The sequence below is a fragment of the Bacillus sp. FSL W8-0640 genome, assembly GCF_038007725.1.
GTDB lineage: Bacteria > Bacillota > Bacilli > Bacillales > Bacillaceae_G > Bacillus_A > Bacillus_A cereus.
Genome location: NZ_JBBOXT010000001.1, coordinates 4,586,388 through 4,599,595 on the forward strand (window position 1 = coordinate 4,586,388; position 13,208 = coordinate 4,599,595).

Sequence of the window (13,208 nt, forward strand, 5' to 3'; positions counted from 1 at the left end):
CTCTACATGAGTGGTTTTCTTCATCACTGCGCTGTTTTCTTTCGGTACATCTTCCCGTTCCAATAGAAGAATCGTGAAGTGAGGCCTCCGTACTTTACAATGCGCCGTGCCATTTTGTGCATATTCTTTTGTGCTGATACTTTTTGATCTGATAAATAAATACCAAGTAACCCTCGGCTTATGAGACGATGAAACTTCGCATGAGGCAAATCACCAATGCTCTTCTCTGCTTCTTCTACAAAGTGTTTCATCCGATCTAATATCGCTTGCTCGTTTTCGTAATAACTACAGAAATTCAAATCTCCGCCTATACGGTCTTCTTCTTGATCAATGAAATAATCAAGCAAAATATGAAGTCCTTGTACGTAAGGGAAGTATCCTTGTCTAATTTTCGCAATATCTTCATCATGTAATTCATCATGAAAGGCATATGCGACAAGACAGAAAATTCCAAGTGTAGAACCGGCACATGCTGAAAATTCAAACCAACTCATCTCTGGTAAGTTTTCTTTATGTGCTTCAAACCAATTTTTCAGTCGCGGCTCTCTTTCTTCTAATTTCACGTGTTTATGAATTTGCAAATCACAATAATAACAAGCAAGTTCATGAAGAACAGGAGCAATTTTGTCATAGTGCTTCGTTTTCTTTAAAACATCTTGGCATGTTTCAACAAGTTCATCTAAATAACCACCATCATCTTGATCATCACGATAACGATAATAATTACCGCCACCTTCTACTTCAGGTGATAATGCCATTAACATCGATTCATGCAGTGCGGCAAAATCATTTGGATCAAGTGATGTACTGCGATCACATAAATTATCTAAATAGTCGCTGATCGTTTGATACGCTACGATAAAACGAATACATTCTTCTCGGTGTTCATTTGCTAGCAGAGCTAAAATGCCACCGCCCTCACAATGAAACGTTTTATGCTCAATACTTGCGATTGCCTGACTATGAAGCTCATCATTCGGAATATGGTAGGCACGCTCTTTCCACATCGCTAGCTCATGGTGTACAACCGGAAACACATCACGGTATACTTTCGCCATGAGCGTTATGGGATTACTCGGTACGTTCACTTCTTCCTTCATCTCCTCTATTAAATGTACAAATAATGATTTATTTATTTGTTTGTTTTTACTATATTATTGACATGCATTTCAGTAAATGACTGAATATAACTCAAAATTTCATCACGCTCATACTCATTTAATAGCTCGTGATAACAATTCGGCCATTCTTTAAAAGCCTTATCACTTATTTTAACATTATCAAACCAAGTGCGGACACGTGTTTTATCTACAAGTTTATCCTCACAAGCTTGCATTAGCAAGAGCGGAACATCTGGAAAATCATCTATTTTTTTATGAGCAATTTCGATAGACTTAATCAATTCACTATACCAACGTACTGATACTTTGCGCAAGAACAAAGAATCATTCTCCATTGCATCTCTCACTTCATGGTTACGTGTTGACATTTCCACCGTAAGATTCGTTGCAAATTGCAATTTTGGAGCCACAACATTTAATATTCTTGAAGCAAATTGAAGCGGAGCAGAGGGTCCAGTCACTACCCCTAAACAAGGCGAACTCAAAATAATACCCTCTACATCTTCTCTCTTCGTTTCTTGCATCATACGAATGACAATAAGACCACCCATACTATGACCGAATAGAAAAATAGGTAACCTATACTTTCTTGCTTCTTTCACCCATAATTTAACTTCCTCTATGTATTCATCAAATGAATCAATATGTCCTCTATTTCTTGAAGTCGTTCCATGTGACGGAAGATCCCCCATCACGACGTGGTAGCCGATATGATTCCACATTTCCGCAACGGCTTCGTAACGTCCGTGATATTCCATTGCGCCGTGCACAATAACAATGACCGCCTTTGCTTCCTCCGCTTCATAATTCCACATACGGCTCTCCTCCATTTCACTCTTTCTCATAATTTGATACACTAAAACTAGTCTCTAGGAAAGGAAGACTTTACATGATATATCCTTACAAAGAAAAAAAACCGAAAATTGCGAGTAGTGCTTTTATCGCTGACTATGTTACGATTACAGGCGATGTTTCCGTTGGCGAGGAATCAAGTATTTGGTTTAATACAGTCATCCGTGGTGATGTGTCACCGACAATCATTGGAGACCGAGTAAATGTACAAGACCAATGTACACTTCATCAAAGCCCGCAGTATCCTCTTATTTTAGAAAACGACGTAACAATTGGGCATCAAGTCATTTTACATAGTTGCCATATTAAGAAAGATGCTTTAATTGGAATGGGATCTATTATATTAGATGGTGCTGAAATTGGCGAAGGAGCTTTTATCGGCGCTGGAAGCCTCGTTTCACAAGGAAAGAAAATTCCGCCGAACACGTTAGCTTTCGGTCGTCCCGCGAAAGTCATTCGTGAATTAACAGAAGAAGACCGTAAAGATATGGAGCGTATTCGCACGCAATACGTTGAAAAAGGTCAATATTATAAATCATTACAGAAGTAAATTTCCGCTGCCATAAGATTGGCAGCTTTTTTTATATAAAATCTAACTTTTTCTTTACAAAACCTTATTACTCCCTCAACAAAATCTTATTAAAATAAAAGCTAATATCTCCATATATATGTAGATGAGGGAGGAGAATTTTCATGAAGGTCAGTGGATTATATAAAATAGAATGTTACATTTTCAGAGGAATTAACCGCTACTTTGATCAAAAAACATTAAATATCTTTTTCAGCAATATTACTCATATCGGTGGCGCGACTTTCTCCATCGGACTCACACTTTTCTTTTTAATTTTCGCAAAGGGAACTTTGCATCAAGCTGCAATTGCAACTGCTATTTCGTTAGCAATTAGCCATATTCCTGTGCAAATATTAAAAAGGTGGTATCCGCGAAAACGTCCTTATTTAACAATTCAGGATGCAAAATATCCAGTCCATCCATTAAAAGACCACTCTTTCCCGTCTGGTCATACAACAGCCGTTTTCTCTGTCTTCATTCCATTTATTTGCTATAATCCAAGCTTACTTGCTTTCCTATTACCGTTAGCATTATGCGTCGGTATTTCACGTATTTATTTAGGACTTCACTATCCGTCAGATGTATTCGTCGGTATGTGCCTTGGCACTTGCTCTGGCATCATCTCTTTTTATCAATTCATCCCACTTTTCACATAAAGGAGTGATATGATGAGAGTCGCCATTTTTACCGATACTTTTACGCCACAAGTTAACGGGGTTGCGAAAACGTTAGAGCGATTAACACAATATTTTCAGAAAGAACAGATCTCCTATTCTGTTTTCGCTCCTCAGCATACAGCTGAAGATAATTTTGTAGCGAATGTGAATAAGATGAGAAGTATCCCGTTAACAATATTATATCCAGAATGTCGTTTTTCTTTTCCTACTCCGCGCATTAAACGAGAACTACTTTCCTTTAAACCTGACATTATTCACATTGCCACACCTTTCAACATGGGACTTTGTGGATTGTATTATGCAAAAAAGTTAAACATCCCAGTTGTCGGTTCTTATCATACTGATTTCGATGCCTATTTACGTTATTACAAAATCGAATTCCTCTCCAATATGCTGTGGAACTATTTAAAATGGTTTCATAGTCATATGCAAAAAAATTTTGTACCTTCCTTTGAAACATTACATCAATTAAAAAACAAAGGCTTTCAGACCCTCTCTATATGGGGACGTGGTGTAGATTGCACACTCTTTCATCCTGCTTACAATACAGACCTATTCCGAAAAAAATATAATATTACAGCGAAGTATGTCCTTTCCTATGTTGGACGAATTGCTCCTGAAAAAGATATTGATACGCTGCAACACCTTATCGTTAAAACAGCACATACTCGAAACGATATTCATTGGCTCATTGCAGGAGACGGTCCTCTAGCAACAAGTTTACGTGAAGCTGTTCCGAAAACAAATATCACTTTTACTGGCTATTTACAAAGTGCAGATTTAGCTGAAGCATATGCTTGTTCTAACATAATGGTGTTTCCATCAGCTACTGAAACATTCGGAAATGTCGTACTTGAATCACTCGCATGCGGTACACCTGTCATTGGTGCAAATAGTGGCGGGGTTAAAAATATTATTACAGATGGAAAAACGGGAGTTCTTTGTCCGCCTAAAAATGAAGATGCATTTCTATCATCCATTTATTTTTTATTACAAAATGAAGAAAAACTTGAGCAGATGGGAATAGCAGCTTCATCTTTTGCGAAATCAAAGAGCTGGGATGAGATCTTTCACGGTTTGCTTAACCAATATGAAGAAGTCCTGCAGCATAACGCATCAGAGTTGCTTGCTTAAATAGAAAAACTCCCTTCAAAAAAACGAAGGGAGTTTATTACATGGTCATAAATTTTAGTTTAATAAATGATACATAAGGTTAAACATTGTTTTATTTCTATATTAATTATATCAAAAATAAACATAACTAAACAGACTTGTAATAAAAACCCATAAAAATTAATATATGGTTATACAGTATTTTAAACTGTATAATGATTTTAAGAATTCCCCTTAAAATCAACTTACTCACATACCTTTATACAGCAATTGTTCCCCAATTCTGTATATCAAAAAACCTTTCATTCATTTGAAAGGTCTTTTTGAGCCTGCACATATTCTTCTTTCGTATTTACATTTATAAACCAATCCGCATTCGCTTGTACATCTTCTCCAGAAACATACTTCACATTACATAGTGATAAAAGCTGGCCCATACTTCTTTTTTCTTCCTGAAGTAAAGCATAAATCTTTTCTTTCACGCGGTTATGATACGCCGCAAGTAGCGGTTGTTTTCTTCCATTAATAATAGGTACAACCGCATCATATTCATTGCTCGTTTGCTCTAGTAAAATGGCAAACCATTGATGCGAAACGTTTGGTGCATCGCAAGGCATAATAGCGTACCAATCTGCTTCTATGTATTCCATACCTGATACAATGCCCGCAAGCGGTCCATTTCCTTTATAGTGCGGGATATCTTCTATAACAGGAACTTGTACGAATTGCTCTACTCGCTCTTTTATATCAGTATGGCTAATTACTACAATGTCTTGCAAAGTAGTTCCCATCACTTTCACAATATGCTCAACAAAAGTAGTTCCCTTCCAAATTGCTAACGCTTTCGGCTCACCAAATCTACTCGACATACCGCCCGCTAATACAATTCCAGCACACTTACTCATTGGCGATGCAGCTCAAATGTAATATGGCCTAATTCCGGTAAAATTAATTTATTCATCGCAAGTCGAACCGCTCCGCTAGACCCTGGCATCGAGAAGACTACTTTGCGCCCAATTGTACCACCAATCGCTCTACTTAACATTGCGCTGCTTCCGATATCTTCTAAATAACTAATCATACGGAACAGCTCACCAAATCCAACAATTTCTTTATCTAATAACGCTGATACTGCTTCAATTGTGACATCACGTTTCGTAATACCAGTACCGCCATTTGTTAATACAACATCTACATCTTCCTTATGATAACCAGCTAACACCGCTTGCTGAATACTTTCTTTATCATCTTTTACAATTTCATAAGAAGTTACTTTATGTCCCGCTTCTTTTAACAATTCATGTAATAGTTGTCCGCTCTTATCTGTTTCTTCCGTACGTGTATCGGAAATCGTAACAATCTTGCAACGCACTTCTTTTGGAGCTTGTTTTTTATGTTCAGTTACACTCATTTTTTATCTTTCCTTTCTTAAAGACTTTTCTTCATTTTATCATACATACCTTTACACAATTATGTATGAAGCCAATCATGCGCCATGATACAATATAAGTATACTAACCCACAAAAAGGAAAGTGTACTTTCTTATACTCCTAGACTACACATCTTTAGCTACTCTTTATATTTTCTACATAATAGAATTCAATTTTAAAACTTGTACTAAAAAATAAATTGGAGGTCTACATAGTATGGAACTTTATAAAAAATTAACAACAACATTTATCCTCTTATTCATCGCTTCAATCACTGTCGGCTTTTCCTTAAAAGGCGCAATTCCATACGCTACATTAGTAAGCATTATATTCGCGACACTATTTTTACTAAGTAGTGCCTTTTGCGCAAGTAAAGCACGTCAAATGAAAGGTTGATTACATATGTTCAAAAAGAAATCAATCTTTTGTAAATCATGTAAAACAGAAATACAAACGTATGAAAAAGCGTGGATTCATATGCCCTTTCCGGCGAATGGCATGACGAATATGAAAAAGTATATTGAATTAGAAGGACAAATTTATTGTAGTTCGTGTGTTGAGATAATGAACAAAAACCAGTAAATACAAAAGGGGTGTTTACATTGTTTGAATCCAACCGTATCCAGTTACGAAAGTTTTCCGAAGATGATATTCTAACATATTATAAATGGCATAATGATATAGACGTTATGAGTTCAACTACACTCACTCTTGATAAATATTCCTTTCAAGACACAGAAAAACTTTGCCGGCAATTTATTCATTCTTCGAACTCTAAGAGCTATATCATTGAAGAAAAAGCTACGCATCTTCCAATTGGTATTACTTCTTTAATTCATATTGATTCGTATAATCGAAATGCTGAATGCATTATTGATATTGGTAAAAAGGATTACTGGGGGCAAGGTTATGGGCAGGAAGCTTTAACCCTATTATTGGATTATGCATTTTTAGAATTAAATTTACATCGCCTTTCTTTACGAGTATTTTCTTTTAACGATAGAGCAGTTAAATTATATAAATCACTTGGTTTTCAACATGAAGGAACTTGTAAAGAAGCTATATTCCGCAACGGCACTTGGCATGACATTGAACTCTTCGCTTTATTCCAACGTAATTATAAATAAAAAAAGCTTTGCGCTCACCGCGCAAAGCTTTTTTTCATATATTATAGACCAGCTTGCTCTTTTAAAGCTGCAGCTTTGTCTGTACGTTCCCATGATAGATCTACATCAGTACGTCCGAAGTGGCCGTAAGCTGCTGTTTGTTTGTAAATTGGGCGACGTAAGTCTAACATTTTAATAATACCAGCCGGGCGAAGATCGAAGTTGTTACGAACTAGTTCTACTAGTACGTCTTCAGATACTTTACCAGTGCCGAATGTATCAACTGAAATTGATACTGGTTGTGCTACACCGATTGCGTATGCAAGTTGTACTTCTGCTTTTTCAGCAAGACCAGCTGCTACGATGTTTTTCGCAACATAACGAGCTGCATATGCTGCAGAACGGTCAACTTTCGTTGCATCTTTACCAGAGAATGCACCGCCACCGTGGCGAGCGTATCCACCGTAAGTATCAACGATGATTTTACGTCCTGTTAAACCAGCATCACCTTGTGGTCCACCAATTACGAAGCGGCCAGTTGGATTAATGAAGAATTTCGTTTCTCCATCCATTAATTCTGCTGGTACTACAGCTTTAATTACGTGCTCTTTTAAGTCGCGATCGATTTCTTCCCATGTAACATCTGGGTGATGTTGTGTAGAAATTACGATAGTATCAACACGTACTGGTTTACCATTTTCATCATACTCAACTGTAACTTGCGTTTTTCCATCTGGACGTAAGTATGATAATGTATCATCTTTACGTACTTCAGTTAAACGGCGAGCTAATTTGTGAGCAAGCGAGATTGGAAGTGGCATTAATTCTTGTGTTTCATTACATGCAAAACCAAACATTAAACCTTGGTCTCCTGCACCAATTGCCTCAATCTCAGCGTCAGTCATTTGACCTTCGCGTGCTTCTAGCGCTTGGTCAACACCCATAGCGATGTCAGCAGACTGCTCATCGATAGATGTTAAAACAGCACAAGTTTCTGCATCGAATCCGTATTTTGCGCGTGTGTAACCAATGCCTTGAATTGTTTCACGAACGATTTTCGGAATATCTACGTAAGTAGAAGTCGTAATTTCCCCCGCTACCAATACTAAACCAGTTGTTACAGTTGTTTCACAAGCTACACGTGCATTTGCGTCTTTTGATAAGATCGCATCTAAAATTGAATCAGAAATTTGGTCACAAATTTTATCTGGATGTCCTTCAGTTACAGACTCAGATGTGAACAGATGACGTTTTTTTGTCATGTGGTAAACCTCCCTACAGTAATTGTATATATTGTACGGAACTCATCCTTAATTTGCCACAAACTGCGACATACATTTATTCTCCCACACAAGCATACAGAAAAACCTTTCCTACTTTACATAGAGGAAAGGTTTAATTTGCTACTTGCATACTGCTTTTTGCCCTTCGCTCTTATCGTTCGAGACCTGTAGCCTCGCACAGGTTTTAGCACCTATTCACCTGCATTTATCAATACAAGTGAGGTTGCTGGGCTTCATCGGGCCTGTCCCTCCGCCAGCTCGGGATAAGAGAGTATCCGTCCCAACCTATACTAAAGAAATGATATTCATTTGTCAATTAATATTCACATTTTCCTGAAAGTTTTTCTCAATACGCCTGAAATGAAATATTAATAGGGAAATAATGCATTCACACAAACAAAAAGAAATAAATAGTATACATTATTTATATAATTGTGTTATACTCTTGTTGGGGATTACGAGAAATATTTCATTAAATGAAAAGGATGGTATATAAATATGAGTACTGTGAATGTCCAAATTGGTTTACACGAATTACTGAACGGAAGCAATGCACAGATTCAACTAAGTGTTCCGCAATTAGTGGAAAAAGTATTAATGCGAAATGAAGGGAAATTAACTTCTACTGGTGCCGTTTCTGCTTCAACAGGAAAATATACAGGACGTTCTCCTAAAGATAAATTTATTGTGAAAGAAGCATCGGTTGCTGACAAAATTGCTTGGGGAGCTGTGAACCAACCGATTTCTGAAGAACATTTTAATAAATTATATACTAAAGTTTTAGAATACTTAAAAGAAAAAGAAGAGTTATTCGTCTTCAAAGGATTTGCAGGCGCTGACCGCAATTACCGCCTACCAATTCAAGTTATTAACGAATATGCATGGCACAATTTATTTGTACATCAATTATTCATTCGTCCAACTGAAGAAGAATTAACGACTCATGAATCAGAGTTCACAATTGTTTCTGCACCGAATTTCAAAGCTGATCCAGCTGTTGACGATACAAACTCTGAAGCATTCATTATGGTTTCATTCGAAAAACGCATCGTATTAATTGGTGGTACAGAATACGCTGGAGAAATGAAAAAATCAATCTTCTCTATTATGAACTTCTTATTACCTGAACAAGATATTCTTTCTATGCACTGTTCTGCAAACGTAGGTGAAGAAGGCGATGTAGCATTATTCTTCGGTTTATCTGGAACAGGTAAAACAACATTATCTGCTGATCCAAACCGTAAATTAATTGGTGATGATGAGCACGGTTGGTCTGATAACGGTGTATTCAATATTGAAGGCGGTTGCTACGCGAAATGTGTAAACCTTTCTCACGAGAAAGAACCACAAATTTTCGATGCAATCACATTTGGATCTGTTTTAGAAAACGTTATCATTAATGACCAAACGCGTATCGCAGACTATAACGATACTACTTTAACAGAAAATACTCGTGCTGCATACCCTATGCATGCGATCGACAATATCGTACTGCCAAGTGTTGCTGGACACCCAAATACAATCATTTTCTTAACTGCTGATGCATCTGGCGTATTGCCTCCAATCAGTAAGTTATCAAAAGAACAAGCTATGTATCATTTCTTAAGTGGTTACACTAGTAAACTAGCAGGAACAGAGCGCGGTGTTACATCTCCGCAAGCAACATTCTCAACTTGCTTCGGTTCACCATTCTTACCACTTGATGCATCTCGCTATGCTGAAATGCTTGGTGAAAAAATTGAGAAACACGATGCGAAAGTATTCTTAGTAAACACTGGCTGGACTGGTGGCGAATACGGCGTTGGTAAACGTATGAACTTAGGTTACACTCGTGCAATGATTCAAGCTGCATTAAACGGTGAACTTGCGAAAACTGAAACAGCTAAACATGACATCTTCGGTCTTGAAGTTCCACTTCACGTACCAGGTGTACCTGACGAAGTGTTAATGCCTGAACAAACTTGGGCTGATAAAGCTGCTTACAAAGCAAAAGCAATCGAACTTGCAAATGAATTCAAAGCTAACTTCAAAAAGTTCGACAGCGTATCTGAAGACATTATTAACTTAGGCGGTCCAATCGCTTAAATTAAAACTTTCTGTTGGAATAACCCTTTACTCATATGAATAAGTGTCGTGTAACCGTAAAGTTTCGCGTACTCACCGACAAAACCCAATGCGGCTTAACGGTTACACACACTTACATAAAAAAGAAGCTTACGTGAAAACGTAAGCTTCTTTCTATATCTTATATAAAGTGAAACGCTAATCTCTTCATCTGTGACCTAGATTATAAAATTACAGCTTCGAATATATACATTATATCCCTACTGGGTTTCACATCGTATGGGGCTAAAAAAGGCCCTGACCGCTTCTATCCGTGGCTGGATCATCTATCCCATCTAAAAAGAAGTCTTTTACCTTTTTTAGCTCTTTGTTAGTTCTTTCTCATCTTTCATGCTATAGTATCCTAAATTAACAACAATTAAGAAATACCCACCCAAAATCCCTACTGCAAATGCCCACATAACCATGTGGTGCTCAATTTCGTACATAATAATAGCACCCAAAATTGCAGCTGCAAAACGGTTAAACATACCGAGTGTCGGTGCTTTCGTCTTCTTTACAATACTATCTCCAAGCTTCTCAATTCGTCTCCCTAAAAGCCAAACGCAATACATACTTACAATAAGCCCAATTCCAGCACCTAGAAAATGAGCTGAAAACGGCGTTAACATCCAGCCTAGTAAAAGAAAACCTAGTAAATAATACGATTGAATTTTAAACGATCTTAATGACATACTAATCATGCTGTTCTCCTCTTCAGTAATTTTTATCTATCCAACAAAAAATTTCTTTCAAATTCATATTCCTTACATCCATTTCACTCAAATTAAAAACAACATAAACAGTATGTTTATGTTGTTTAAATATTTTTAGAAAATAATATTATACAAGATTTCAAACATCATATTCTCATATTTTGTGACGGTTTTTCAAACTTTTTTCGTCCATTTATGAAAAAAATGATATCAATCTATGAACATACGGATATGATGTAATAAGCACACAAATAAAGGGGGCGTCTAATGATTTATTTTTTAATGGCTCTCATTCACCTCATTATCCCTGCACTTATTGGACTTTCATTGTATTGGTACACGAAAAACCATAGCATTTTTTACGCTGTCCTCGGTGTTCTTCTTCCAGGTATTATTCTTATTACACTCTTCCGTATTCCATTTTTAAACTTAATTCCACTTATTACTGCTATCTTATTTCTCATCTTCTTACCAAAAATAAAAAAATAGGAAAGCAGATCATAGGTGATCTGTTTTCCTATTTTGATATAGGTTCCCCTGCAATAGAATGAACTTTTACTTTCTCCGATTTCACAAACCATAGACCGACAAAAATGATAATTCCACCGATGATTTGTTGAAACGATACATATTCATTTGCCCAGACAGCTGCAAATAAAACAGCTACAAGCGGCGTTATATACATATATACCATCGTATGTGACGCCCCAATTTTTTGAACACCAACATACCACATTACTAGACCAAATACTGTTACAAAGAAAATAGAATATAGTAAAGCAAATAGTGTCATTCCGTGAGTAATGTGAAATGGCATGACAAACACATGTGGACCACTTAACAATAATAGCGGAATCGCACCCACTAATGCAGACCATGCTGTAACACGTAATGCTGAATATTTTTTAATTAATGGTCCTGCTAAAACAGGATAAAGCCCCCAGCATATTGATGTAATAAGTCCAATTCCATTGCCATAAAAAGAACTAGTAAGCGAATGTCCTGCTACTAAAACTAATGCTGCACCAACAAAGGCAGTCATAGAACCGATTAACTTTCGAGAAGAAAACTTTTCTTGTTTCAAGAAAATCGCAAATGCAGTTGTAAAAATAGGTGAAATAGAAATGAGTAAAGAGGCATTTGTAGCGGATGTATATTTGACAGTTTCCATAAATAACGTTTGATACAGTACAATACCTACAATGCTAACGATAATTAATCTAGGTATATCCTTTCGCTCCATATAAACCGACTTTTCAATAAAAAAGGTAAGGAGTAACAGAAGCGGTGCCGCCGCCATCATGCGAAGTGCAGTAAACTCAATTGCTGTAAATTCTAAAAGTCCATACTTCGCAATTGTATAGTTAATCCCCCAAATAATAACAACACTTAAAATTAACAACTCAATTCCCCATCTTCTCATGCGTATCCCCTCCGCAAAGAAGATTATACAGAAAATTCAATCGCATGTACATTTCATTATGTGAAAAAATCTTTTTACTATTGAAACGTTTTGGTAAATGAAATTATATCAGCGATTTTCTGAATATATCGGCGCAACTCTATTTATATCGGCGATTTCCCAAATATATCAGCGCAACTCCATTTATATCAGCGATTTCCCAAATATATCGACTTATCAACAAAAATCGACAATAATAGCGACTTATAAAATAAAAAAGGTGATTCCAAAATACATTTTGGAATCACCTTTCCTTTACTATATTCGAACGTGTAACTTCATATTTGGATTATAAAACTGGCTTGGGCTCTTCAACTGAAAAGTTCCTCCACCTTCATGCCAATCAACCGTTAACTTATCGTCCATAAATACAAGCTTTGTACGATCAGCGATAAAGTTCATTGTGCTTGATTCAATATCCACATCGCGCTCATCTTTCTCTGCTACAGCTACTAAATCGATGATTCCGCTCATGACACAACCGCAACCCTCATTATCGTAAAATAACTTTATATATTTCGCTTCACTTGGAATCGTATCCATAATCTTTTTATATGCTGCTTCTGTTACAGTAACGTACATATGTTAATCTTCATCCTCTCTTCTCTTATCATTCATATATTGTATCACCATTTTTCTTAAAAGTTATATACAGAAAATTAAGACTAATATACAATGTATGTGATAAAGTTTCAGCAATCGAGCTTTTATGAGTAGTTCATGCAGGAGAAAGGAGGTTTACTATCCGTGTTCAAACTATAACGATATCCTAT

16 protein-coding genes and 1 riboswitch are annotated in these 13,208 nt (G+C 36.6%); of the genes, 8 read left to right on the forward strand and 8 right to left on the reverse strand.

All coding sequences use genetic code 11. From position 1 onward, the window contains the following. Window positions 1-23: 23 nt before the first annotated feature. Window positions 24-1,088: a tetraprenyl-beta-curcumene synthase family protein gene (locus N2V80_RS23725; protein WP_001102461.1), complete on the reverse strand. Its 1,065-nt coding sequence runs from the start codon at window positions 1,086-1,088 to the stop codon at window positions 24-26. A gap of 44 nt (window positions 1,089-1,132) precedes the next feature. After that, entirely contained in the window at window positions 1,133-1,936 is an 804-nt protein-coding gene (locus tag N2V80_RS23730; RefSeq protein ID WP_000267424.1) for an alpha/beta hydrolase, read from the reverse strand. A gap of 74 nt (window positions 1,937-2,010) precedes the next feature. Here N2V80_RS23730 and N2V80_RS23735 point away from each other — a divergent pair, with 74 nt between their 5' ends. The 3 genes from N2V80_RS23735 to N2V80_RS23745 all read left to right on the forward strand — a co-directional run bounded on the left by N2V80_RS23735 (window position 2,011) and on the right by N2V80_RS23745 (window position 4,355). Then, complete coding sequence (locus tag N2V80_RS23735) at window positions 2,011-2,523, forward strand: gamma carbonic anhydrase (protein ID WP_000640186.1); 513 nt, start codon at window positions 2,011-2,013, stop codon at window positions 2,521-2,523. A 143-nt stretch (window positions 2,524-2,666) separates the two neighbouring features. Next, a complete protein-coding gene (locus N2V80_RS23740; RefSeq protein ID WP_000868595.1) occupies window positions 2,667-3,200 on the forward strand; it encodes a phosphatase PAP2 family protein in 534 nt (177 codons plus the stop codon). A 12-nt stretch (window positions 3,201-3,212) separates the two neighbouring features. Beyond that, window positions 3,213-4,355 carry a glycosyltransferase family 4 protein gene (locus N2V80_RS23745; protein WP_061654614.1) on the forward strand — a complete coding sequence of 381 codons (1,143 nt, stop codon included), beginning with the start codon at window positions 3,213-3,215 and terminating at the stop codon, window positions 4,353-4,355. A gap of 281 nt (window positions 4,356-4,636) precedes the next feature. Here the strand turns inward: N2V80_RS23745 and N2V80_RS23750 are convergent, their stop codons facing one another. Both N2V80_RS23750 and N2V80_RS23755 read right to left on the reverse strand, forming a co-directional pair. Next, a complete protein-coding gene (locus N2V80_RS23750) occupies window positions 4,637-5,239 on the reverse strand; it encodes a molybdenum cofactor guanylyltransferase (RefSeq protein ID WP_000030834.1) in 603 nt (200 codons plus the stop codon). Continuing rightward, window positions 5,236-5,745 (reverse strand): MogA/MoaB family molybdenum cofactor biosynthesis protein, encoded by a 510-nt coding sequence (locus tag N2V80_RS23755; RefSeq protein WP_000117124.1) that lies wholly within the window; start codon window positions 5,743-5,745, stop codon window positions 5,236-5,238. The genes N2V80_RS23750 and N2V80_RS23755 overlap by 4 nt, the downstream gene beginning before the upstream one ends. Before the next feature lie 236 nt (window positions 5,746-5,981). On the opposite strand from N2V80_RS23755, the gene N2V80_RS23760 reads away from it, so the two are divergent. The 3 genes from N2V80_RS23760 to N2V80_RS23770 are packed head-to-tail and all read left to right on the forward strand — an operon-like array spanning window position 5,982 to window position 6,892. Continuing rightward, on the forward strand, window positions 5,982-6,161 hold the full coding sequence (locus tag N2V80_RS23760; RefSeq protein ID WP_000424800.1) for a hypothetical protein: 180 nt from the start codon (window positions 5,982-5,984) through the stop codon (window positions 6,159-6,161). A 6-nt stretch (window positions 6,162-6,167) separates the two neighbouring features. Further along, window positions 6,168-6,347: a hypothetical protein gene (locus N2V80_RS23765; protein ID WP_000473617.1), complete on the forward strand. Its 180-nt coding sequence runs from the start codon at window positions 6,168-6,170 to the stop codon at window positions 6,345-6,347. 20 nt (window positions 6,348-6,367) lie between these two features. Next, entirely contained in the window at window positions 6,368-6,892 is a 525-nt protein-coding gene (locus N2V80_RS23770; RefSeq protein ID WP_000464120.1) for a GNAT family N-acetyltransferase, read from the forward strand. Window positions 6,893-6,933: 41 nt separating this feature from the next. On the opposite strand, the gene metK is transcribed toward N2V80_RS23770, so the two are convergent. Next, a complete protein-coding gene (gene metK / locus N2V80_RS23775; RefSeq protein ID WP_000163123.1) occupies window positions 6,934-8,133 on the reverse strand; it encodes a methionine adenosyltransferase in 1,200 nt (399 codons plus the stop codon). Between the two features lie 169 nt (window positions 8,134-8,302). Then, window positions 8,303-8,424: riboswitch (SAM riboswitch) on the reverse strand. A gap of 228 nt (window positions 8,425-8,652) precedes the next feature. Between metK and pckA the strand changes: the two genes are divergently transcribed. Next, window positions 8,653-10,239, forward strand: a complete 1,587-nt coding sequence (gene pckA, locus N2V80_RS23780; RefSeq protein ID WP_061654615.1) for a phosphoenolpyruvate carboxykinase (ATP) — start codon at window positions 8,653-8,655, stop codon at window positions 10,237-10,239. 338 nt (window positions 10,240-10,577) lie between these two features. Here the strand turns inward: pckA and N2V80_RS23785 are convergent, their stop codons facing one another. Then, window positions 10,578-10,961 (reverse strand): ATP synthase subunit I, encoded by a 384-nt coding sequence (locus N2V80_RS23785; protein ID WP_000624933.1) that lies wholly within the window; start codon window positions 10,959-10,961, stop codon window positions 10,578-10,580. A 279-nt stretch (window positions 10,962-11,240) separates the two neighbouring features. On the opposite strand from N2V80_RS23785, the gene N2V80_RS23790 reads away from it, so the two are divergent. Beyond that, window positions 11,241-11,462, forward strand: a complete 222-nt coding sequence (locus N2V80_RS23790; protein ID WP_000639042.1) for a hypothetical protein — start codon at window positions 11,241-11,243, stop codon at window positions 11,460-11,462. Window positions 11,463-11,490: 28 nt separating this feature from the next. Here the strand turns inward: N2V80_RS23790 and N2V80_RS23795 are convergent, their stop codons facing one another. After that, window positions 11,491-12,396 (reverse strand): DMT family transporter, encoded by a 906-nt coding sequence (locus N2V80_RS23795; protein WP_001255414.1) that lies wholly within the window; start codon window positions 12,394-12,396, stop codon window positions 11,491-11,493. Window positions 12,397-12,693: 297 nt separating this feature from the next. Continuing rightward, window positions 12,694-13,017, reverse strand: coding sequence for an iron-sulfur cluster biosynthesis family protein (locus tag N2V80_RS23800; RefSeq protein WP_000289569.1), 324 nt, complete (start codon window positions 13,015-13,017; stop codon window positions 12,694-12,696). Between the last annotated feature and the right edge of the window lie 191 nt (window positions 13,018-13,208).